Origin of the sequence: Acinetobacter sp. KB005 (assembly GCF_049949095.1) — a bacterium.
Taxonomy (GTDB): domain Bacteria; phylum Pseudomonadota; class Gammaproteobacteria; order Pseudomonadales; family Moraxellaceae; genus Acinetobacter; species Acinetobacter calcoaceticus.
Map to the genome: position 1 here is coordinate 1439235 of NZ_CP188191.1, position 24530 is coordinate 1463764.

Genomic DNA, 24530 nt, shown 5'->3' on the forward strand with positions numbered 1-24530 from the left:
GCTTACATTCCCATTGGGCCACTACGGCGACGGTTATTACTACTATTAGCTGATGCAGCAGAAGTATCTGCGCTATCGGCAATGACAACTTGATCACCTTGTTTTAAGCCCGCAAGAACTTGCGCATTTACACGGTTGTTGATGCCAACCAAAATCTGAGTTGGTTTAGCTGTGCCATCGGCTTGTAATATGCGTACAACACTTAAAGTTAACTTGCCTTGTTCAATTAACTGTTTTTGCTCAGCAGTCAGGTTAAGACGCTCTAAACGAGCTCCGTTCCCTTGAGATTTTTTAGCAGCTTCAGGTGTAGAGCTTGCTTTATCAGATGACTGACCTGATTTTCTTTGACCTGAAAATTGTTTAGAGCTAAGCGCTGATGAAGGAACGAGCAGGGCATTTTTAGCTGAATTTAAAACGATATAAACTTGAGCAGTCATATCAATACGCAATTTACCATCGGTATTTGGCACATCAAATAGGGCATTATAGTAAACAGCTGAACTTGTTGTTGAGCTTGTTGTACTTGTTGATTCGCTAGAAATTGAATCTGGAGCAGGCTCAATTTGTCGTAAGGTTGCGTAACGCTTAGTGTCTTCGCCTAAGGTAGTGAAATAAACCTGTTGTCCTTTCTCAACTTTCATAATGTCAGCTTCACTGACTTGAGCCTTGATCGTCATATTTTGTAATTTTGCAATTTTGACAATTGTTGGCGCACTTTGGTTTGCGTTTACCGTTTGACCTTCTTCAGTCACAATTGCGACAACCGTACCATCAGTTGGAGCAAGAATACGTGTATAACCAATATTGGTTTGCGCCGTAGATCTAGTCACTTTTGCAGATTCGATTTGCGCATCTAATGCTTTGATTTGTGCTTGAGCTGTTTTATAGCTTGCTTCAGCCGATTCTAGATCAGCGCGTGGTGTCGCATCTTGCGCATACATTTGTTGCTGACGGCGGTATTCAAGTTGCTTTTCATTCAAAGAAGCAACTTGTTGAAGGCGCTGTGCTTCTAAATTTTTAATATTCGCATCAGAAGTTTTTAAACTATTTTCTTGTGTGGTTGAATCAATTTGCGCAATAAGTTGACCTTGCTTAACCTGATCGCCCAGTTGTACATACATCTTTTTAACCTGACCAGATACCTGTGCACCGACACTAATCAGTTTGGTTGCATCAAGTGTACCCGTTGCAAGTACATTATTTTCAATATCCCCGCGTGTTACTTCGGCAGTAATATATTGTGGCTGCTGCTGTTTTGGCTTGAAAAACTTCCAGGCTAAAAGAGCAATAATGACTATACAGATGATGATAATAACAAGTTTGATTGGCTTTATTTTTGGCATGGCGAGAGGTCGAAAAGTTTAAAATTTAATTTAGTATAAAAGCGAAATGAGGATAAAACGTGAATTTTTATGATATTTCAGGAATGAAGAAAAATGATTCAGCCGAATTATTGTATAAATAGTGTTTTCCCACATAATTCAGCAATCGCCTGTTGCATTAAATGTTCTGCATTTTCGTTCGACATTCCTTTAATTGCTGCATCAATTTGCAATAGAAGGGTAGACCAGCCTAAAAACTGTTGTGGATTTAGTCTTCTTAAGGCTTGTTGATATAAACCAACCTTAGTTTTCCATATACCAAGCTGTAGGGCATTATGAGGTTGCTCAAACAATTGCATCAACAAGCGCATTTCTTTACTTAAAGTCCATAAAATCAGACTATCTGGTTCGCCTGCTGCAATTAGATATTGAAAAATCTTAATAGATTGGCCAAGGTTGCCTTCTAATAACGCATCACTTAAATCATAGGTGGTATAGCGTGATTGATCTTGTAAACAAGCATATAAATGCTCAATCAAAATCAGTTTTTGGTCTGGAAATGTGTCTCTTACACGCATCAAGCTATTTTTAGCTGCAAGCAAATTGTGCTCATGATGTTGCATTAACCACTGCCAAGCATCATTGTCGAGTTGAATCTCTAGCTTTTCTGCTTCTACGTTTAAAATACGTTGACGGTCTTGTGGGTAATTTGCCGTTAGAGCAACTACAACCCCATTTGCTTCAACAACTTGAAAAAAAGCAGATTTTAAGCTGCTACTATCTTGTTTGGGTAAAACAATTAATAACAGGTTATGTTCATTATGTTGTATATAACTTTTAAGTTGTTTTAAGCCATTTGCATCAGGTTTTATATTTCCATGTACTTCAATAGCAAGCTGTTGAGAAAATAAAGATAAGCTATTAAGTGCATTAAAGACATTTTTCCAGTCGCTCACGCTACTAATATCATAGCGCTGTCTTTCAACTTCTTGTTGTTGCCAGCTTTTGCGAAAGGCATCTAATAAATTTTGTTCTAATAAGGGCTCTTGCCCATGCAAAATCCACGCACCCCGAGCTTCCGGAGTACGTTTTAAGGCTTGTAAATAGTCAATTTTCATTGCAGGCAAAAATACAGATTAAGGCTGAGCTTTTGGCAAACGATTTGCTGAAATCTGACGAGTAATTTGTTGTGCAATATCATCAATCACAATATGTTGTAAGTAAGTTTCTTGCTGATTTTCAGTGTTGACTGTTGCCAAGTCATATTGATAACTACGAGATGCAGTTAATGAGCGTGGTTCAGTAATTTTATTACCCTGACGATCTTCAATCTGGAAGGTTACGGTTAGGCGTAATAATACTTCTGTCAGTTTTCCATTTAAAAGCTGACGACGTGGTGTGTATTCCAAAACACGGAGTACATAGGCATCACTATCATTACTGAATTGAACACCATTGGCAGCCAAATACACTTTTAACTGCGTTTCCAAATCATCAGTTTTAGCTGGTAACTCAAGGCTTAACTTTTTATAAACAAGCGGAGTCGCAGTCGGGTTGGTTCCTTTTAAGTGAAATCCACACCCGACTAAGCCTGCACTAAGGCCTAAGGTTAAAACAACAGCGGCTAAACGTTTGGCTAAGTGCATGCTTGATCCTCTCATTAATAACTTTAATTAAACCACGAGGTTAACTAGTTTATTTGGAACCACAATTTCTTTTTTTGTTGGTCCGGTTAAGAATTGTTGAACTTCTGGTAGAGCTTTAGCTTGAGCTAATAGATCTTCTTTAGAAATATCAACAGAAACTTCAAGTTTACCGCGAAGTTTACCGTTAACCTGTACAACAATCGTTTGCGTATTACGTGTTAATGCAGAAGCATCCACTTCAGGGAACGTTGCTGCTGTAACATCTGTACCAAATTGAGCCAATAAAGTTTGGCTTAAATGTGGTGCAAATGGTTCGAGCAAAGTTAAAAGTGTAGTGATCGCTTCACGTTCTACAGCAATGTCGTTGTCATCTTTTGCTTCAAACTTGTTGCTCGCATTTAATAACTCCATTAAAGCAGCAATAGCAGTATTGAATGCATGACGACGTTCAATATCATCACTTACCTTTTGAATGGTTTCGTGTGTTTTACGACGTAAATCTTGAGCATCTTTAGACAAGTTTGCAGTATCGATTGTAGAAGTTGAGTTTCCTTTTTCAAGGAAGCCTGCTACAAGACGCCATACACGTTTCAAGAAACGGTTTGCACCTTCAACACCTGCATCAGACCATTCTAAAGATTGATCTGGTGGAGCAGCAAACATCATGAATACACGAGCAGTATCTGCACCGTATTGATCAATAATCGCTTGTGGATCGATACCGTTGTTTTTCGACTTAGACATTTTTTCTTGTCCGCCGATGACAACTTCTTGACCATCACCTGAGTATTTTGCAGAAAGAATACGACCTTTTTCATCGCGCTCTAGCTCAATATCAGCTGGGTTAAACCAAGTTTTCTTACCATTTTCTGCTTCACGATAGAACGTATCTGCAAGCACCATGCCTTGAGTTAACAAGTTGGTAAATGGTTCATTACCTTGTACAACGCCTTCATCACGCATTAATTTGTGGAAGAAACGTGCATAAAGTAAGTGAAGAATTGCGTGCTCAACACCACCGATGTATTGGTTTACAGGAAGCCAGTTTTGAGCTGCTTCAGGTTTAACCATACCACCAGTGAAGTCTGGAGAAGCATAACGTGCATAGTACCAAGATGACTCTACGAAAGTATCTAAAGTATCTGTTTCACGACGTGCATCGCCGCCACAACAAGGACATTTAGTTTCATAAAATTCAGGCATTTTATTAAGCGGGTTGCCTGAACCATCTGGTACAACGTCTGTTGGTAATACAACAGGCAGTTGATCTTCAGGTACTGTGACTTGACCACAAGTATCACAGTTAATCATTGGAATTGGACAACCCCAGTAACGTTGACGAGATACACCCCAGTCACGTAAACGGAATTGAACTTTAGAATTTGCTAAATTTTGTGGTTCTAATTTTGCAAGGAATGCATCAAAAGCAGCTTGGAATTCTAAACCGTCAAACTCGCCAGAGTTAACAAGTTTACCTTCTTTAGAACCGTACCATTCTTGCCACTGGGTTGCAGAGTAGTCTGCATCTTCAGCGCCTTTAGCATCAATCACTTGCTTGATTGCTAAATTAAACTTGTTAGCAAATTCAAAATCACGTTCGTCATGTGCAGGCACAGCCATAACAGCGCCAGAGCCATAAGACATTAATACGTAGTTTGCAATCCAAACAGGAAGCTCTTCACCAGTTACAGGATGTTTTACAAACAAGCCTGTTGCCATGCCTTTTTTCTCAGCTGTCGCCAAGTCCGCTTCTGCAACTGAACCCATACGGCATTCTTCAATAAATGCAGCCAATTCAGGGTTAGTTTCAGCAGCTTTAAGCGCAAGGGGGTGTTCTGCTGCAACAGCAACATATGTCACACCCATTAGCGTGTCGGCACGTGTTGTATAAACAGTTAAACCGTCAGCATAAATTTCAGTATTGGCAGATGGGAAAGTAATTTCCATGCCAGTAGAGCGACCAATCCAGTTACGTTGCATGGTCAACACTTGTTGAGGCCAACCGTCTTGTAGGGTGTCAAGATCGTCTAATAATTCTTGTGCATAATCCGTAATACGGAAGTAGTACATTGGAATGTCGCGTTTTTCAACCAATGCACCTGAGCGCCAGCCACGACCATTTTCAACTTGTTCGTTTGCCAAAACTGTTTGGTCAACTGGATCCCAGTTTACTGTTGAAAGTTTACGGTAGATCAGGCCTTTTTTATAAAGCTGAACAAATAACCATTGTTCCCAGTGATAATACTCTGGTGTACAAGTTGCGAACTCGCGATCCCAGTCTACAGATAGACCCAATTTTTTTAATTGGTCACGCATGTAAGCGATGTTTTCAAATGTCCATTTTGCCGGAGCAACTTTATGGGCAATTGCTGCATTTTCAGCAGGTAGACCGAATGCATCCCAACCCATAGGTTGTAGCACGGTTTCGCCTTTTAAACGGTAAAAACGGCTAATAACATCGCCAATTGTATAGTTACGCACATGCCCCATATGCAGCTTGCCGCTTGGGTAAGGAAACATTGACAGGATGTAGCGATGTTTACCTTCGACAGTGTCGGCAACTTTAAAGACTTTACGATTTTCCCAATCTTGTTGAACTGATGGTTCAATCGTGTTTGCTTGATATTCGGGGTCAATGTGAGAAATAGTCATAGACGTAAGCTATACAACGAAAATTGAAATGAAAGATTGCTGCACAGCATAGCGCAAAATAAGGGGAAATGTCAGTTTTTAGATCAGGATTTTATCTTTTAATATGAGCAATAAACATTTCTCAATCTATTCTTCTTTATTTTAAATAATAGAAGAGTGGTGAAAATATTCACCACTCTCATTTTAGTTATCGTGCTGCTGCGGATGGGGCGGGCGGAACTGGTACAGCGGGTACACCTTTGTCCTGTTCTACGTTCGCTGTTTCTTGCACTACTTTATCTGTTTTATCTTGAGGTTGTTGTTCTGAGGTGGGTGTCGAATTTTTTACGGATGGTTGGCTGCCGTAAGTTGAAACTTTGTTCAAATGTTTTGCACTCTTAGGTGGCGGAGTCGTGGTGTAATGTGTAGAGCCACTTTTATCCATCCATTTATAATATTGCTGTGCCTGACTTTGACTTGAGTAAATTAAAATTACCGTTGTTACTACTGTATATAAGCTTGTTTTTAAATAAGATAAATTCATATCAGATCTTCCCCAAAAAAGCTGACTATATTTAAATAAAGTTTATAAATAAGCAATTTACAATGTATGGTTTTATATAAAAAGAATAATTATTTTTAATAAATAGGGATTAGAACTACCAAATTTACGATTTAATTTTAGATTAAAAAAGAAGCAGCTAAAAATTTTTATGGAAAAACCTTTTCTTTAATCTTGACTTTAGTGAATTAAACAACAAAAATGCTTCCTTTAGTTTTATATGCGATTATTTGATCACCCTTCGAATAACCGTCATGTTTTGTAATAGACATTCTCTCTAGCCGAGAGATTGATTTTACTTAAAGTATGTATATCCAGACATGCTTTATTAATGTTAAAAAAGCTTATACGGCTGAAAAACAGAAATTTTTCTATTGCAACGAAAACTAGACAATATGTGTGCTATAACAGTGCAGACAATTCAATGAATGAAACACTATTTGTGCCTTCCATAAATAGTGATAAAGAATTTAGGGTGAATCACGTTGGAACTTTTATCTGGTGGTGAAATGCTCGTTCGTGCTCTTGCGGACGAAGGCGTTGAACATGTTTTTGGTTATCCAGGCGGCGCTGTATTACATATTTATGATGCGCTATTTCAACAAGACAAAATTAATCATTACCTCGTACGTCATGAACAAGCTGCTGGTCATATGGCAGATGCTTACTCGCGTGCGACAGGTAAGACTGGCGTAGTACTGGTCACTTCTGGACCTGGCGCAACTAATACTGTGACTCCAATTGCAACAGCTTATATGGACTCAATCCCAATGGTGATTTTGTCTGGCCAAGTTGCATCACATCTTATTGGTGAAGACGCTTTCCAGGAAACTGATATGGTGGGTATTTCACGTCCTATCGTGAAACACAGCTTCCAAGTTCGTCACGCAAGTGAAATTCCTGCAATTATCAAAAAAGCATTTTATATTGCATCAAGTGGCCGTCCTGGCCCAGTTGTAGTCGATATTCCAAAAGATGCGACAAATCCTGCAGAAAAATTTGCGTACGAATATCCTGAAAAAGTGAAGATGCGTTCTTATCAGCCACCTTCACGTGGTCATTCTGGTCAAATTCGCAAAGCGATTGATGAGCTTTTAAGTGCTAAACGCCCTGTAATTTATACTGGTGGCGGTGTTGTTCAAGGTAATGCATCTGCATTATTGACTGAGTTAGCTCATTTGTTGGGCTACCCAGTGACAAATACACTTATGGGTCTTGGTGGCTTCCCTGGCGATGATCCACAGTTTGTGGGCATGTTGGGTATGCACGGTACTTATGAAGCAAACATGGCGATGCATAATGCTGACGTCATTCTTGCAATTGGTGCACGTTTTGATGACCGAGTAACCAATAATCCTGCAAAATTTTGTGTGAATGCCAAAGTTATTCATATTGATATTGATCCGGCGAGCATTTCAAAAACGATCATGGCGCATATTCCGATTGTAGGGGCAGTTGAGCCTGTACTTCAGGAAATGTTGACGCAATTGAAACAATTGAATGTGTCTAAGCCTAACCCTGAAGCAATTGCTGCATGGTGGGATCAAATTAATGAATGGCGTAAAGTTCATGGCTTGAAGTATGAAACACTGGCTGATGGCACAATGAAGCCACAGCAAGTTGTTGAAGCTTTATATAAAGCGACCAATGGTGATGCCATCATTACTTCGGATGTGGGTCAACACCAAATGTTTGGTGCGTTGTATTACAAGTACAAACGTCCACGTCAATGGATTAACTCAGGCGGATTAGGCACCATGGGCGTAGGTTTACCTTATGCAATGGCAGCCAAGTTAGCTTTCCCAGATCAACAGGTAGTTTGTATTACCGGTGAAGCTTCAATTCAGATGTGTATTCAGGAGCTTTCAACTTGTAAGCAATACGGTATGAACGTGAAGATCTTGTGCTTGAATAACCGTGCTTTAGGTATGGTTAAACAATGGCAAGATATGAACTATGAAGGCCGTCACTCAAGCTCATATGTTGAATCATTACCTGATTTTGGCAAGTTAATGGAAGCATATGGTCATGTTGGTATCCAAATTGATCATGCTGATGAACTAGAGTCGAAGCTTGCTGAAGCAATGGCAATTAATGATAAATGTGTATTCATTAATGTCATGGTTGATCGTACAGAACATGTTTATCCAATGCTGATCGCAGGTCAGTCAATGAAGGATATGTGGTTAGGTAAAGGGGAGCGTACATAATGAGACATATTATTTCTGTACTCGTTGAAAACGAAGCTGGTGCGCTTTCTCGTTTGGTGGGTTTATTCAGTCAACGTAACTACAACATTGAAACGTTGAATGTAGCTCCAACCGAAGACCCAACTTTATCACGTCTGACGTTAACTACTTATGGCGATGACCATAAGATTGAACAGATTACAAAGCAGCTCAACAAACTTGTTGAAGTTGTAAAAGTAGTAGATTTATCAGAAGGTTCACACATTGAGCGTGAACTGATGTTGATTAAAGTAAAAGCGTTAGGTGCTTCACGTGCTGAAATTAAGCGAACAGCGGATATTTTCCGTGCGCAAATTGTAGACGTGACACCAACTACCTATACCATTCAAATAGCAGGGACAACTGAAAAATTAGATGGTTTTATCGATGCGCTTGCAGAAAACACTATTCTAGAAGTCGTTCGTTCAGGTGTATCTGGTATCGCCCGTGGCGAAAAAGTATTAGCCATTTAATTTTTTAAAAGTATTTTAGCGGAGAACACAAATGCAAATTTTTTACGATAAAGACTGTGACTTATCAATCATCCAAGGCAAGAAAGTAGCGATTGTTGGTTACGGCTCTCAAGGTCATGCTCATGCACTTAACCTTAAAGACTCAGGCGTAGACGTAACTGTCGGTTTACGCGCAGATTCAGCTTCTTGGAAGAAAGCTGAAAATGCTGGTCTTAAAGTTGCAGAAGTTCCTGCTGCTGTTAAGCAAGCTGACCTCGTAATGATTTTGACTCCAGATGAATTCCAATCACAACTTTACCGTGACGTGATTGAGCCAAACATCAAAGAAGGCGCAACTTTAGCATTTGCTCATGGTTTCTCAATTCTTTATAACCAAGTTGTTCCACGTAAAGACTTAGATGTAATCATGGTTGCTCCGAAAGCACCTGGTCACACAGTTCGTTCAGAATACCAACGTGGTTCAGGTGTTCCTGACTTAATCGCAATTCACCAAGATGCTTCTGGTAATGCACGTAACGTTGCTCTTTCTTATGCTTCAGGTGTAGGTGGCGGTCGTACTGGTATTATCGAAACTTCATTCCGTGAAGAAACTGAAACTGACTTATTCGGTGAGCAAGCAGTTCTTTGTGGTGGTGCGGTTGAACTCGTGAAAATGGGCTTCGAAACTTTAGTTGAAGCTGGTTATGCACCAGAAATGGCTTACTTCGAATGTTTACACGAACTTAAATTGATCGTTGACTTAATGTTCGAAGGCGGTATCGCTGACATGAACTACTCAGTATCTAACAATGCTGAGTATGGCGAATATGTAACTGGTACTGAAGTAATTAACGAACAGTCTCGTGAAGCAATGCGTAATGCATTGAAACGTATTCAATCTGGCGAATACGCGAAGATGTTCATTCAAGAGGGTGCATTAAACTACCCATCTATGACTGCTCGTCGTCGTCAAAATGCTGCGCATGGTATTGAAGTAACTGGTAATAAGTTACGCGCGATGATGCCTTGGATTCAAGCAAACAAAATCGTAGACAAAGAAAAGAACTAATTTTCTTTTTCTAAAAAAGCTTTAAAAGAACCCTGCATTAAGCAGGGTTCTTTTTTTATACTGTTTTATTTGAATATGAAAAAGAGCGATTGAGTCAACTTGACTGGATTAAATAAATTCTATATTTTTCATATAATTGGCTGCTTATTTTTTTATTTAGTCTATTGATTTATAAAGTAAAAAATACTTGACCAAAAGATAGATAATGTTATTGTTTATAACTGACTGAATAAGTCAAATTTACTAAAATTTCTTTAACATGTTTAATTGTATTTTGGGCAATGAGTTGAACAAAATAAAAAAAAGTATTGAATAATCATGGAAGTCCACTATGGGTCATGTTGATTACGATAGCACATTGATCGTCGGCTCTTTTATTGCAGCTGGCATCATTTGCTTTCTTGTAATTTCCATGGAACAATTAATATTCAAGCAAATCTATAAAAAATTTGAGTTTTTAATTCTATTTATCAATGGATTATTGCTGGCATCAGCAATTAGCATTGTTCATATTATTGGTATACAAGCTTATCATCTGTTTGAAACAGTCAACTCGAATATTCCTTTAATTACCGTTTCATTTGCCATTAGTGCTTTGCTATCGTGCATCGCCATGTGGTTGACTTCACGTTTTACGCTACCTTTATTCCGGCTCATTTTAAGTTCTATTATTATGGGAATCGGAATTTCAGCTTCATATTACATTAGTATGTTGGGCTGGAATATTAATATCTACAAAAAAGATTACACCTCTTTCTTGCTATTATTTTCTGTATTAATTGCGATGAGCGGTTCAGGGCTGGCATTTTTATTAGCCTATAAATTAAAAGATACCGAACGCCATCGTCTAACTTTGAAAATCGCATTTTCGGTAATGATGACCTTAAGTATTATGGGAATGCACTATACAGCGCTCATTGCGACGAATATTACTGATAAATTTATTAGTCAATATCAGGCTGAACATGACCTATTATTATTTACGATTATCTTGGTCACATGTTTGGTACTGGTCGCAAGTTTTATTGTTGCGATGTTGGAACAGCGGCTTACTCAACAAAATTTAGAGTTGCGTAAGGCAAATAAAGAATTAGCAAACCTCTCTATACAAGATAATTTAACTAAACTACCAAACCGTCTTTACTTGGTTGATTATGCAGAAGTATTACTTTCAGATCATCGATATAAAGACCAGAAAATTGCTTTTCTATATATTGATTTAGACCGATTTAAATCGGTTAACGATGCTTTTGGGCATCATATCGGTGATCAATTACTCATTCAAATGGCGAATCGTTTGCATTGGCAACTCAATGAAAAATGTAAGCTGCTTAGAATCGGTGGTGATGAGTTTTTGCTTATTGCAGAAAATACAAATGCAGACGAAGCGGTTGTTTTAGCCGAGAAGGTTTTACAACTGATTCAGGAAAGCTATCAAATTTCTGGTAAGGAAATTAATATTTCTGCAAGTTTGGGTGTGGCACTCTTTCCTGAGCATGGACAGAATGTTCAGGACTTACTCATGAACGCTGATGCCGCCATGCTCATGTCTAAAGAACAAGGCCGAAATACGTATACCATCTTTAGTTATTCAACCCATCAGCAAGAAACCAGAAGTCAGTCAAAACTGATCAATGATCTTTATAAAGCCGTAGAAGAAAAACAGTTCATCTTATATTACCAACCAAAATTTAATACCAATCTTGAAGTTTGTGGAGTTGAGGCATTAATCCGTTGGAACCATCCAGCGTTAGGAATACTTACTCCGCATATGTTCATTGAAGGTGCGGAAAAAACTGGTTTGATCATTCCAATGGGATATTGGGCGCTTGAGCAAGCTTGCCTGCAAATTCAGGAGTGGGAGCGCAGTAACACGCCATTTTATCCAGTCGCTGTGAACTTATCGGCACTACAATTTGAAAATAAAAAGTTATTTAGTACACTCGAAGCATTATTAAAAAAATATCAAATTCAACCTCACCACTTAATTGTTGAAATTACTGAATCAACCGCAATGCGGCATATTGACTTGAGTATCCGAGCTTGTGAGCGCTTACGTGACATGGGAATTCGTGTTGCCATTGATGATTTTGGAACAGGGCATTCGAGCTTCTTATATTTAAAAGACTTACCTGTAGATGAATTGAAAATTGACCGTGGCTTTATTGTTGATTTAAAACCCGGTTCAAAAGAAGAAGTTATTCTAGAAAGTATTATTCATTTAGCGAAAAAGTTAGGTTTAACCGTAACGGCAGAAGGTGTGGAAACTCAGCAGCAGGTTGAGATTTTAACCCGTTTAGGATGTCAGCAATTCCAAGGTTATTTATTGGGAATGCCAGTTCAGGTTGATCAGCTCATTGAGTCTCAAGGCGCTCATTTTGCTTAGTCTTAATAGATAGATTAGGTTACTCCAATTTTTTAAAAGACTGCTGACTGAGTTCTCAATAAATTTTCAATTAAAATTATTTGATTATATATAATATTTAAAATAATAATTAATTTAATCTAATGAAAAACAATAAGAAATTTAAAATCTTGTCATAAAAGCTACATTGACACCTATAAACTCTCAGATTATCCTTTGCAAGCTGGCCTACATTGCCAGTCGGTTTTAGCAGACCGTGATGAAAGATCGCATCAGAGTTATTCCGTCTGAGGGATAGTCTTATGCGTAAACTCCTCGTCTCCTCCCGTAGCGGTAGGATGATCTGACCCCATAAAGTTGGACAGTTAATTAAGCAGTTTTTAAAAACTGATTTCTATATTGTACAGGGGATAAACCTTGTAGCTTCACTTTGATTCTCTCATGATTATAATAATGAATGTACTCTTGTATAGCTTTCTCTAATTCATCAATTGATTGAAATTTTTCACCATGAAAGCATTCCGATTTTAATATTCCAAAGAAGCTTTCTATTACAGCATTATCCAAACAATTTCCCTTACGAGACATACTTTGAATTAAACCATGTTGTTTTAGTTGCTGTTGGTAATGAGCCATTTGATATTGCCATCCTTGATCGGAATGGAGAATTGGTTTTTCATGTCGTTTAAGTTTAGCCAAAGCATGAATGAGCATATCTTTTACTAACTCATAATTGAGTTTGCGTTGGATTCGGAATGTAATAATTTCCCCATTAAATAAATCGATAATCGGGGATAGGTAAAGTTTTTCACCGTTCACATTAAATTCCGTTACATCAGTTGCCCATTTCTGATTTGGTCGATTTGCTTTAAATTGCCGTTTTAAAACGTTATCAGCCACTATCCCGACACAACCACTTTTATATGAGCGATATTTTAGTGCTCTGATACGTGATTTAAGTCCCATAGTTTTCATGAGTCGATATACACATTTATGGTTAATCATTATTCCTGTACTTTTCAGAGCAAGAGTAATTCTACGATAGCCATAGCATCCCTTATGCTTATGGTATATGGACTTAATCTGCTGTTTTAACTCAGTATATTTATCATTAGTACGTACAGCTTTCATGTGGTAGAAATAAGTACTACGGGCTATCTTGGCAATACTGAGTAAGAGCTTTAATGGATAAATTTGCCTTAATTCTGAAATAATTTGAACACTGTCTGCAGTACAAATTGAATTTAAGTACGTTGCTTCAGTTTTAAGGCTTTTAGCTTTTTTAAAAAAGCGACCTCTGCGCGTAAAGCTGTAAGCTCATCAATGAGCTCTTGCTGAGACTTGTCTTTATCATCTCTTGTTGGTTTCACTGTTTTAGTTTTATCTTGCTTAGTCATATTGGTATAAGTCCGTTTAGTATTAAACCCAGCAATCCCTTCTTTATGATACAGAGCTAGCCATCTTCTTAAAATTGACGTCCCGCTCAGATTTAACCGTCTTCTTACTTCTCTTACGGGTATCTTATCAAGAAGCATTTGTATTGCATTGATTTTAAATTCTGAAGAATAATAAGTTTTTTGAATTTTAATATTAAGCCCATCAGTACCATGTGCCTTATAGTTTTCAATCCATAACCGAATGGTTTGGAGATCTACATTAAACTCTTTGGAAAGAATTTTATAGCCTTTACTACCATCTAAATAAGCCTGAATTACTTTGAGTTTTAACTCTTTTGAATGCTTTGGAACTGGCATAGGTCACACCTTATAAGTTTAAAAAGTCTAACTTATGGGGTGCAGTTCAGGACGGGAGAGGGACACCCTCGGGTGTGCTGGTTAAATCTTTCACCAGTCTGCTAACCCTCTTTCGTTCTGCCACCATAATTCTTGATTAATGCTTTGGCAGAACTCCCCATATAAAGGAGTTGGCTATGCATTCTATTTTTATACCTCCAGACTAGTCTATAGCGCGGTTTGATGACCTTTGGGTTTTCAAGCATTAGCTCGTCACAACCAAAAAAATCATATCAACAATAAAACTTGAGATGCGCTGAGGCAGTCTTTCGAGGGCCTTTGCATGCCTTTTTTTGCTTAAAACAAGAGCCTAGGCAGTTTTATCTCATTGAGACACAACAAGAACTTATTTTTATAACGGTAAAACTATGCAACATTTAGATCTCCCATTTCGTGCTTTAGGCGTGCTTCATTCTGCAAGATATCTCTTTAATAATTATGGTTTTCACAAAGTCGGGGTAGACCGAATTATTGAAGCAGCAAAACTCCCCAAAGCTACCTTTTATAATTACTTTCACTCAAAAGAAAGACTCATTGAAATGAGTTTAACCTTTCAAAAGGATGGTTTAAAACAAGAGGTGCTTTCAATCATCTATGTTCAGAAAGAATTAACCGTAATTGAAAAACTCCGCAAAATTTACTTCTTACATGCAGATTTAGAAGGCCTTTATCATCTGCTATTTAAAGCTATTTTTGAAATTGAAAAGCTTTACCCAAAGGCTTATCAAATAGTGGTTGAGTACAGAAACTGGCTCATTAGCGAGATTTATAGACTGCTTTTAACAAAGAACTCAGAGGCATCAAAAGAAGATGCACACATGTTTTTATTTGTGGTGGATGGGGCTATGGTTCAGCTTTTAGGTGAAAATAGTGTGGATGATAGAGATGCGTTATTGGAGTATTTCTTACGGAATATAGCGATGGATTAATAATATATAAATGTGCATAGTTATAAGTAGTAAAGGTTTAGTTATTCTTAATAAAACTCTTATTTTAACGCCTTAAATTTATATAAATTATAAAATTAAAGTAAAGGAAATGAGAGTGGCTCCTGTATTTAAAATAGCAGGGGCTTTGCTTTTATAGGGGGGTGACAATAATTTAGATGGATTTTATCAGTAGAGCTGTAATTCATGCTCTACTCATTTTTTAATGATATTTTAATTCTTCTACAAAACACCTAAAACTATTAAATTGATATATTAAGCGGCGGAGCACGCTTGAGTTTCCTCAAAATTAATAAGCTTTGTTATATAAGACCATGTTTGTTCAGAATTAATTTTTGATTTATTTATTGTGCCATCAATAATGATGCCATCAATAATATTAAGGAAAAGACTGGTAAGTGTATGGGCATCTTTTATTTCTAATTCTACACATGTTGAGAAAACCAATTTGTAAATCCATTCTCGATATTTATTAACCTGATCTTTAATAGATGGGTACAATTGTAGAACTTCAATGGTGGCTTTTTTAAATAAACAACCATTGAAATCATCTGCATTAATCCAGTCGATATACCAGTTGAAAATGGTTTTAAGTCTAATTAAAGGATTGTTAATATTATTAATTTTTCCTAATATTGAAGATTGGATTTCTAAATTTCTTTCATGAAGGCACTCTTCAATTAAGTTTTCTTTAGAAGAAAAGTACTTATAAAAAGTCATTTTTGCCACATTGGACTCAGCAATAATCTTATCAACACCAACAGATGTATAGCTTTTCTGGTTAAAAAGGGATGTTGCTGTTGTTATAATATTTTCTCTTTTTGTCATCGTGTTCACCGTCGCGAATATTTTTGATTAACTTTGCTATTGTAAGTGTTAAAGCTTAAATAAAACTTATTTTATAATATTTAAAAAACTATATTTATTCAATAGTTTGGTTAATCTTAAAAAATAATATTTTATATATTTGGTTGGCAATAATTTACTTTTTTAAATATTATTAATTAATCCATTGATTTGTTGAGTTAATAGACATAATATCAGGTTGTTAAGGATGGGTATATGGATTTTATTTTAGCAATTGAATGCAAATTGAAATAAGGGAATACCCCACTTAACTATAAGAAAAAACTTTTTATTGAGAATGATTATGTCAAAAAAATTTGAAGATTTTAATAATCCACGAGAAAAAGCATTGCAGGGGATGAGAAATAGTATTCCTGCAAAACAATGGGATGAAAATTTAAATTTTCTCAAACAGTTAAGAAATAAAATTGCAGAATTACCAGTTTGTAAACATCCTGCAATTGAAATGTTAAATCACGGTTATCTAGATAAGGATACTTTAACTCATATTCATTTAGAATATCGTCATGCAATTGTACAGATTTTTACTGATGCTTTATTACAAGCGCAGTTCCAAACAAAACAACTGGAACCAAAACTCCATTCTGGAGCTAAAATGTTTCCACGTGTATTATTAAGTTTAAATGTACTTGATGAATTCGGTTTTAGACCGGGATTAGGTAAAGATGATTATTATTTGGGGAATCCTGAATATGCTCATTATCCATTGTATGAAGATTTACTTAATGATTATGGTCTAACGGAAGATGATCGCCGTAATTATAAACCTTCACAAGCCGCAGATCAGGTTCGTTCATTCTTAGAATCTTCTTATGATAGTTATATCAATGTAGTTGCATTGTTAGCAGTTGCCGAAGAAGAGGTTATTCTGTTTAGCCCTCCATTACGTCAAGCGACCAAATTTGTGAATATCGATGTTGAAGGTGGCGGATATTACCATGTGCATGGTGTATCTACTGATGAAACGTCTGAGGCCGCTGATGATGACCATCAGGATGACCTTTGGTTTACCTTGGCGCAAGCAATTACAAAAGATGATTATGAAGGCTTAACCAAGCTATGTATTGATTATTGTGCTTTATGGAATGAGTTCTGGAATGTACAAATTGCCGATGTGCAATTTATTGAAGAAAAGAAACTGGCATAAGATATTCTGCTAAGTCCTAAAAAAGCCCATCCGCAATCGGATGGGCTTTTTTGATTGTAAAATCTCTAATGAACGAGGTTGTATTCTCAAAAAATGTTCAAAAATCTTATGAGTGACTGATGGCATATCAACAATCATTAAACACTTCTATAAATCTGCTACAATTACGCCAATTTTTATTTTGATCGACTTTAGATCTTTGGCACTGCAATCTCCGCAGTAGGTGTATTTCATGAGTTTTAAAGATGAGTTAGCGGCACAGGTTGCTCAACGCCGCACATTTGCCATCATTTCCCACCCCGATGCCGGTAAAACCACTATGACAGAGAAATTACTGTTATGGGGTAAAGCAATTCAGGTTGCAGGGATGGTAAAAAGCCGTAAATCTGACCGCGCAGCTACATCTGACTGGATGGAAATGGAAAAAGAGCGTGGAATTTCTATTACCACCTCTGTTATGCAGTTCCCATATAAAGGTCATACCATTAACTTACTCGATACACCGGGACATGAAGATTTCTCGGAAGATACGTATCGTACCTTAACCGCAGTTGACTCAGCGTTAATGGTGATTGATGGTGCAAAAGGTGTCGAAGAACGTACCATCAAATTGATGGAAGTGTGTCGTATGCGTGACACGCCTATCATTTCATTCGTAAACAAGATGGACCGTGAGATTCGTGAGCCACTTGAGTTACTTGATGAAATTGAAAATGTCCTCAATATCCGCTGTGTACCTATTACATGGCCATTAGGAATGGGCCGTGATTTTGCTGGTGTATACAACATTATTGAAAATAAATTGTATGTCTATAAAGCAGGTTTTGGTTCAACCATTACAGATATTGAAGTACGTGATGGCTATGATCATGCTGATATTCGTGAAAAAGTAGGTGATTTGGCTTGGGCATCTTTTGAAGAGTCGCTTGAGCTCGTACAAATGGCGAATGAGCCATTAGACCGTGAATTATTTTTACAAGGTAAACAAACTCCGGTTCTATTTGGTACGGCATTAGGTAACTTTGGTGTTGACCATGTACTAGATGCTTTCATGGGCTGGGCACCTGAACCTAAAGCGCACCCTACACAAGAGCGTGTAGTTGATGCGAAAGAAGAAGGTTTTTCTGGTTTTGTATTTAAAATTCAAGCCAACATGGACCCGAAACACCGTGACCGTATTGCCTTCATGCGTATTTGCTCTGGTAAATATGAAAAAGGTTTAAAGATGAACCACGTGCGTCTTGGTAAAGATGTCCGCATTAGTGATGCTTTGACATTCCTTGCTGGTGAGCGTGAACATTTAGAAGAAGCATGGCCAGGCGATATTATTGGTTTACATAACCATGGCACGATTCAAATTGGTGATACTTTCACAAGTGGTGAAAATCTGCACTTCACAGGTATTCCTCACTTTGCGCCAGAGATGTTCCGTCGTGTGCGTTTAAGAGATCCATTAAAGTCAAAACAATTGCAAAAAGGTTTGAAAGAGTTGTCTGAAGAAGGGGCGACTCAGGTATTTATGCCACAAATCAGCAATGACTTGATTGTTGGGGCGGTAGGTGTGCTCCAGTTTGACGTGGTTGCGTATCGTTTGAAAGAAGAATATAAGGTTGACTGTGTTTATGAGCCTGTAAGCGTGAATACCGTTCGCTGGATTCACTGTGATGATGAAAAAATTCTGAATGAATTTAAGAAGAAAGCACATGACCAACTTTCTATCGATGGCGGCGGACACTTAACTTATCTTGCTCCAAGCCGAGTGAACTTGCAGATTATGCAAGAGCGTTGGCCTGATATTCAGTTCCGTAACACACGTGAACACTGATCATTTTAATGTGACAAACAGCTTCGAATAGAAGCTGTTTTGTTTTGAAAAATAAAAAAGGATGATGAAATGAACTTGAGTAAAAAGACAATTATTGCGCTGGTGGTTGCAGTCATAACATTAATTTCTGCTATTTCTATTTTTGTCTGGAAAAGCTCTCAGTCTTCATCCTCTTCTCAAACGGAACTAGCGGGTACACAAACTCAAAATATTGAAAAAGCTGAAGTACTGCCATTTCTCAACTTACAACAAGTAAAAGCCGATTATGCTTTGCCATTTTGTGAGAAGAAAAATTGTATTGATGTTGATATTCAAACGATAAAGACTCAAGACGCATGGATAAATGACTGGATCGCGAAAAGTCAGACAAAAGTGATTCAAGATCAAATTGATTTGAAAAAAGACTTGAGCTTGCAGCAGGCGATTAATGCCTATGTAAAAAAGTCTGATGAATGGCAAGATAAATATTCAAAGAATCGAGCTTATGAATTGCATCTTCATACACGTATTGCTTCGCAGCGTAATCAATATGTTTTATTGCAATTAGGGCTTGATACCAAGCAAGAAGAGCTCACGATTAAAGATCGTTATTACTTTTTCGTGGCCGACCGAAAATTGCATAAAAGTTTAAGTTTGTTAGATGTTTTAAAAAAAGATCAACAAACAGCTATGCATCAAATGGTGCAGGTAGCCTATCAAGACTGGTTAAAAAAGCAGACTGTTGAAATAAAAAAAGAAGCACCAAAAACTTTATATTGGGGACAAGCGGATTGGTTCTTTGATGGTGAAGGCATTGGACTGCATTATCAGGCAAACCAAATTACTAAAGAGGCACCACAGCTCGATATTTATTTATCTACAGAACAAACAAAAAAAATATTACAACCCGAGGTTTATGAACAAATGTTTTAAGATGGTAGCAGAATTTGCAACCTCTATTTATATGCGCTAATTTCTTAGAAAAGGCACTGCGTAATCTCCTTAGAATAAAAGGCAAAATATGATGTTATCTTCTAAAGTTTCACTGCGATTAACTTTGCTTGCTTCGGCTATATTTTTGGTGGCATGCCAACCTAAAGCCGATCCTAAGGATTCTCAAGAACAGCAGAAACCAGCAGTCGAAGAACAAAAGCCAGTAGAGCTGACTTTGAAGGGTGAAACAATTCCGAGTAAGGTTGCTTTACCTGATTGTGATGGTAAAACTTGTCCCGAATTTACAGTTGAGCGTTTACAGAGTAATTTTCCATTTATTGATAAAATTGTAGATCAGCAAATCTTAAAGGCTCTAGATCAAATTTTAGAGATTGCTGAACCTGATACTAAAGTGAAGCAACCAGATCAAAAAACAGAAGCTTCAGCGGTTGCGGGTGCAGAGCAAAAAAATAGCTTTGATGCCCAAGTTCAACGTTATGCAAATTCATTTATTGGTTTGGACAATGAATTAAAAGCTTTAAGTAGTAGTCATCAAATTAATCTTTTAGTTAAACCTAAGATCTTGCAGGCTCAAGGTAAAGTGGTCACTGTTGTACTTAATAGCAGTAGCTATTTAGGTGGTGCTCATGGTTCTGCTGCACAGCATTATTATAATTTTGATTTAAAAGAACAAAAGCAGATCAAGCTTGAAGACTTGTTGCGTCCACAGCAAAAGGCAGCGTTAGAGAAGTTGGCGCATGAAGCCTTTAAGACTTGGGTTACAGACTCTAAACTGGCTGATAATGTCAGTGATTATGAACAAGCTTGGCCATTTAAATTATCCGATAATTTCTTATTGGGTGAACAAGGTTTAATCCTTCAATATGGTGAATATGAAATTGGACCATATGTGGTGGGATTACCTCGATTAGTCATTCCGTATGATCAATTACAGGAAGTCTTGAAAAAAGAATATTTGCCGCAGCCTAAAGCGCAACCAGCTTCAGCACCTGTTGCAAAAAGTGGAAGCTAATGCGCCTATTTGATACGCATACGCATTTTGATGTTGCCGATTTTGATGAAGATCGGCAACAGTTAGCGCTTAATGCCAAAAAAGCTGGGATTGATGCACTGGTTTTAATTGGTTTTGTGCAGTCACGTTTTGATGAGTTGCTACAAACCCATCATCAGTTAAATAGCTGGGAAAATGTACCGACTTCATATTTAGCACCCGGTTTACACCCATTTTATATTGAGCAACATCAGCCAGAACATCTTTCTCATCTTGAGCAAATTTTACAGAAAGAAGAATGTGTGGCAGTAGGCGAAATTGGTTTAGATACTTTCTTAAAAGAGCATAAGCAGCCAGATATCTATGCGAAGCAAAAACAATATTTTGCCGATCAGTTAGAGCTGGCAACCCAATATCAAAAACCAGTACTTCTCCATATTAGAAAAGCACATGGCGATGTACTCGCAATATTAAAAGCTCAGAAATTTAAACTGGGTGGAATTGCTCATGCTTTTAGTGGTGGCATAGAGGAAGCAAAAGGTCTCATTAAACTGGGATTTAAAATTGGTGTGACTGGGCAAATTACTAATCCGAATGCAAAAAAACTTCATACTGTTGTGCAGGCCATAGGTGCCGAGCACTTGGTGATAGAAACAGATTGCCCAGATATGACACCGCTTTGCTGTCAAACCTCAACTGAAGAGCGTACCCGTAATACCCCAGTTAATTTGCCTTATGTTTTGCAAAGTTTGGCAGAAAACTTAAACATATCAGCGTCAGATTTGGCCGTACAGCTTTGGGAAAACTCGCTCTCGGCGTTGAAATTATCGTAATAAAAATCAAAGATTAGAAATAGTAACTAAAACAAAACACAGCGATTAGAAAAGAAGCTTAAAGTAAGAAAACAACATGTAAAAACGTGAAAAATAACATTGCCAGACATGGGAGGATAACCCAATGGCTAAGTATAGCAATATCAATAGTTTTAATGCTTTACAGACGCTAACAGTAGGTTCCAGCAATTATCAGATTTTTAGCTTAGCCCAAGCAGAGAAAACGCTAGGGGATATTGCCAAACTACCGAAATCTTTAAAAGTATTATTGGAAAACTTATTACGGTTCGAAGACCAACTTAGCGTTAAAACTGAACACATCTATGCCTTAGCAGAATGGTTAAAAACCAAAGGTTCTGAACAGGAAATTCAATATCGACCTGCTCGAGTTTTAATGCAGGATTTTACAGGGGTACCCGCTGTAGTCGATTTGGCAGCAATGCGAGCAGCCATGGCTCAAGCTGGTGGAGACCCAGAGAAGATTAACCCCTTATCTCCTGTCGATTTGGTGATTGACCACTCGGTGATGGTTGACTATTTTGCCGATGATCAGGCTTTTGAAGAAAACGTACATATTGAAATGCAGCGTAATGGCGAACGATATCAATTTCTACGTTGGGGACAGTCTGCATTTAATAATTTTAGTGTAGTGCCGCCAGGTACGGGGATTTGCCATCAGGTCAATTTAGAATATTTGGCCCAAGCAGTGTGGTTGGGAGAAGATGAAGGCAAAACTTTTGCATTTCCTGACACCTTAGTGGGAACAGATTCGCATACGACCATGATTAATGGCTTGGGTGTTTTAGGCTGGGGCGTAGGCGGTATTGAGGCTGAAGCTGCAATGTTGGGCCAACCCATCTCTATGCTTATTCCTGAAGTCATCGGTTTTAAACTTACAGGAAAATTACCAGAAGGTATTACAGCAACAGACTTGGTACTCACTATTACTCAAATGCTTCGCCAAAAAGGTGTGGTGGGTAAATTTGTAGAGTTCTATGGAGATGGTTTGGCAGATTTGCCTCTTGCTGACCGTGCAACCATTGCCAATATGGCACCAGAATATGGTGCAACCTGTGGTTTCTTTCCAATAGATGAAGTGACTATAGGATACCTGAAACTGACAGGCCGTCATGAAGACCGTATTGAGCTCGTTGAAGCCTATAGTAAAGCTCAAGGTTTATGGCGAAATGCTGGTGATGAACCTGTTTTTACAGATACTTTAAGTTTAGACATGACTACGGTGCAAGCAAGTTTGGCTGGACCAAAACGCCCGCAAGACCGAGTGCTGTTATCAGAAGTACCTAAAGCGTTTAATGCACTCATGGAGTTAACGCTAAAACCAGCAAAAGAAGCAAAAGAACGTCTAGAAAATGAAGGTGGTGGTACTGCTGTAGAGGCAAAAAAAGCAAATATTCAACATGAAAGTCCATCTTGCGTGATTGAAGGGCAGGAATACCCGTTAAATCATGGTGATGTTGTTATTTCTGCGATTACCTCTTGTACTAATACCTCTAACCCAAGCGTGATGTTAGCGGCAGGCTTGCTTGCTAAAAAAGCTATTGAAAAAGGCTTACAACGAAAACCATGGGTGAAAAGCTCTCTTGCACCTGGTTCTAAGGTCGTGACTGATTATTTGTTGGCTGCTGGGCTTACGCCGTATTTAGATGAGTTGGGTTATAACTTGGTGGGGTATGGCTGTACAACCTGTATTGGTAATTCAGGCCCATTACCCGAGCCAGTCGAAGATGCAATTCAATGTCATGATTTGAATGTTGCATCTGTACTTTCTGGTAACCGTAACTTTGAAGGACGGGTACATCCATTAGTTAAAACCAATTGGTTAGCTTCACCGCCTCTTGTAGTGGCTTATGGTTTGGTTGGGAATATTCGTACCGACCTGACAAGAGAGCCTCTTGGTGAGGGCAAAGATGGACAGCCCGTCTATTTAAAAGATATCTGGCCAAGTCAGGCAGAAATTGATGTTGTCTTGCAGAAAGTAAATACAGAGATGTTCCATAAAGAATATGCAGCGGTCTTTGATGGTGATGCGAGTTGGCAAGCGATTCAGATCCCAAAGAGCAAAACCTATGAATGGGCCGATGACTCGACGTATATCCGACATCCTCCTTTTTTTGAAGGGATAGGAGAGCCACCAAAGCCAATTAAGAATATTGAACAGGCGCGTATTTTGGCTGTTTTAGGTGACTCAGTCACAACCGACCATATTTCACCAGCGGGGAATATCAAAAAAGATAGTCCTGCGGGTCGGTATCTGCAAGAGCAAGGAGTTGATCCAAAAGACTTTAACTCTTATGGTTCTCGACGTGGTAATCATGAAGTGATGATGCGAGGAACTTTCGCCAACATTCGTATTAAAAATGAAATGCTTGGTGGTGAAGAGGGTGGTAATACTATTTACATTCCAAGTGGTGAAAAGCTTGCCATTTATGATGCAGCGATGCTTTACCAACAAGAAAACACACCTCTTGTGATTATTGCAGGTAAGGAATATGGAACAGGTTCTTCACGTGACTGGGCTGCAAAAGGAACAAATTTATTAGGTGTGAAAGCAGTGATTGCAGAGAGTTTTGAGCGTATCCATCGTTCAAACCTAGTCGGTATGGGAGTGTTGCCATTACAGTTTGTTGATGGGCAAACTCGTCAATCTCTTAATTTAACGGGTCATGAAGTGATATCAATCCGTGGTTTGCTGGATGGGATTCAACCTCATCAAATTCTTGAAGTTGATGTAAAACGGCCCAATGGGGTAGCGAGTCATTTTAATGTGTTGTGCCGAATTGATACGTTAAATGAGGTCGAGTACTTTAAGGCTGGTGGTATTTTGCATTATGTACTTCGAAATTTGATTGCAGAATAATTGAAAAAGAAACCCTGTAAATTACAGGGTTTCTTTTTTTG

General features: G+C 38.0%; 19 protein-coding genes. 11 read left to right on the forward strand and 8 right to left on the reverse strand.

Features of this window, described 5'->3' with window-relative positions:
• Window positions 1–2: 2 nt before the first annotated feature.
• From ACPF64_RS07045 to ACPF64_RS07065, 5 genes are all read right to left on the reverse strand, one after another.
• On the reverse strand, window positions 3–1343 hold the full coding sequence (locus ACPF64_RS07045; RefSeq protein WP_426455887.1) for a MacA family efflux pump subunit: 1341 nt from the start codon (window positions 1341–1343) through the stop codon (window positions 3–5).
• 107 nt (window positions 1344–1450) lie between these two features.
• Complete coding sequence (gene holA / locus ACPF64_RS07050; protein ID WP_017391267.1) at window positions 1451–2440, reverse strand: DNA polymerase III subunit delta; 990 nt, start codon at window positions 2438–2440, stop codon at window positions 1451–1453.
• A gap of 18 nt (window positions 2441–2458) precedes the next feature.
• Entirely contained in the window at window positions 2459–2968 is a 510-nt protein-coding gene (gene lptE / locus ACPF64_RS07055) for an LPS assembly lipoprotein LptE (RefSeq protein ID WP_092707358.1), read from the reverse strand.
• Window positions 2969–2995: 27 nt separating this feature from the next.
• The gene (leuS, locus tag ACPF64_RS07060) at window positions 2996–5620 is read right to left on the reverse strand and encodes a leucine--tRNA ligase (RefSeq protein WP_426455888.1); all 2625 of its coding nucleotides are present in this window, start codon (window positions 5618–5620) and stop codon (window positions 2996–2998) included.
• 187 nt (window positions 5621–5807) lie between these two features.
• A complete protein-coding gene (locus ACPF64_RS07065; protein WP_426455889.1) occupies window positions 5808–6143 on the reverse strand; it encodes a DUF4124 domain-containing protein in 336 nt (111 codons plus the stop codon).
• A gap of 503 nt (window positions 6144–6646) precedes the next feature.
• On the opposite strand from ACPF64_RS07065, the gene ACPF64_RS07070 reads away from it, so the two are divergent.
• The 4 genes from ACPF64_RS07070 (at window position 6647) to ACPF64_RS07085 (ending at window position 12296) form a co-directional block, all read left to right on the forward strand.
• Window positions 6647–8371 carry an acetolactate synthase 3 large subunit gene (locus ACPF64_RS07070; protein ID WP_003654952.1) on the forward strand — a complete coding sequence of 575 codons (1725 nt, stop codon included), beginning with the start codon at window positions 6647–6649 and terminating at the stop codon, window positions 8369–8371.
• Complete coding sequence (ilvN, locus tag ACPF64_RS07075; RefSeq protein WP_001215920.1) at window positions 8371–8862, forward strand: acetolactate synthase small subunit; 492 nt, start codon at window positions 8371–8373, stop codon at window positions 8860–8862. Before ACPF64_RS07070 ends, ilvN begins: the two co-directional genes overlap by 1 nt.
• A gap of 31 nt (window positions 8863–8893) precedes the next feature.
• Complete coding sequence (gene ilvC, locus ACPF64_RS07080) at window positions 8894–9910, forward strand: ketol-acid reductoisomerase (RefSeq protein WP_003654954.1); 1017 nt, start codon at window positions 8894–8896, stop codon at window positions 9908–9910.
• Between the two features lie 331 nt (window positions 9911–10241).
• Complete coding sequence (locus tag ACPF64_RS07085) at window positions 10242–12296, forward strand: bifunctional diguanylate cyclase/phosphodiesterase (RefSeq protein ID WP_080026294.1); 2055 nt, start codon at window positions 10242–10244, stop codon at window positions 12294–12296.
• Window positions 12297–12644: 348 nt separating this feature from the next.
• On the opposite strand, the gene ACPF64_RS07090 is transcribed toward ACPF64_RS07085, so the two are convergent.
• Both ACPF64_RS07090 and ACPF64_RS07095 read right to left on the reverse strand, forming a co-directional pair.
• Window positions 12645–13514 (reverse strand): IS3 family transposase, encoded by an 870-nt coding sequence (locus ACPF64_RS07090; RefSeq protein WP_426456114.1) that lies wholly within the window; start codon window positions 13512–13514, stop codon window positions 12645–12647.
• A gap of 5 nt (window positions 13515–13519) precedes the next feature.
• Window positions 13520–14029, reverse strand: coding sequence for a helix-turn-helix domain-containing protein (locus ACPF64_RS07095; protein WP_270902241.1), 510 nt, complete (start codon window positions 14027–14029; stop codon window positions 13520–13522).
• A gap of 407 nt (window positions 14030–14436) precedes the next feature.
• Between ACPF64_RS07095 and ACPF64_RS07100 the strand changes: the two genes are divergently transcribed.
• Window positions 14437–14997 carry a TetR/AcrR family transcriptional regulator gene (locus ACPF64_RS07100; RefSeq protein WP_426455890.1) on the forward strand — a complete coding sequence of 187 codons (561 nt, stop codon included), beginning with the start codon at window positions 14437–14439 and terminating at the stop codon, window positions 14995–14997.
• A gap of 273 nt (window positions 14998–15270) precedes the next feature.
• On the opposite strand, the gene ACPF64_RS07105 is transcribed toward ACPF64_RS07100, so the two are convergent.
• Entirely contained in the window at window positions 15271–15843 is a 573-nt protein-coding gene (locus ACPF64_RS07105; protein ID WP_005036868.1) for a TetR/AcrR family transcriptional regulator, read from the reverse strand.
• 322 nt (window positions 15844–16165) lie between these two features.
• On the opposite strand from ACPF64_RS07105, the gene ACPF64_RS07110 reads away from it, so the two are divergent.
• The 6 genes from ACPF64_RS07110 (at window position 16166) to acnA (ending at window position 24489) form a co-directional block, all read left to right on the forward strand.
• A complete protein-coding gene (locus tag ACPF64_RS07110) occupies window positions 16166–17029 on the forward strand; it encodes a hypothetical protein (protein WP_270903928.1) in 864 nt (287 codons plus the stop codon).
• 232 nt (window positions 17030–17261) lie between these two features.
• Window positions 17262–18854 (forward strand): peptide chain release factor 3, encoded by a 1593-nt coding sequence (locus tag ACPF64_RS07115; RefSeq protein WP_005044796.1) that lies wholly within the window; start codon window positions 17262–17264, stop codon window positions 18852–18854.
• 69 nt (window positions 18855–18923) lie between these two features.
• Window positions 18924–19766, forward strand: a complete 843-nt coding sequence (locus tag ACPF64_RS07120) for a hypothetical protein (RefSeq protein ID WP_209831599.1) — start codon at window positions 18924–18926, stop codon at window positions 19764–19766.
• Between the two features lie 91 nt (window positions 19767–19857).
• Entirely contained in the window at window positions 19858–20799 is a 942-nt protein-coding gene (locus ACPF64_RS07125; RefSeq protein WP_426456115.1) for an RsiV family protein, read from the forward strand.
• Entirely contained in the window at window positions 20799–21611 is an 813-nt protein-coding gene (locus tag ACPF64_RS07130) for a TatD family hydrolase (RefSeq protein WP_426455891.1), read from the forward strand. Before ACPF64_RS07125 ends, ACPF64_RS07130 begins: the two co-directional genes overlap by 1 nt.
• Before the next feature lie 124 nt (window positions 21612–21735).
• Complete coding sequence (acnA, locus tag ACPF64_RS07135) at window positions 21736–24489, forward strand: aconitate hydratase AcnA (RefSeq protein WP_426455892.1); 2754 nt, start codon at window positions 21736–21738, stop codon at window positions 24487–24489.
• Window positions 24490–24530: the final 41 nt, after the last annotated feature.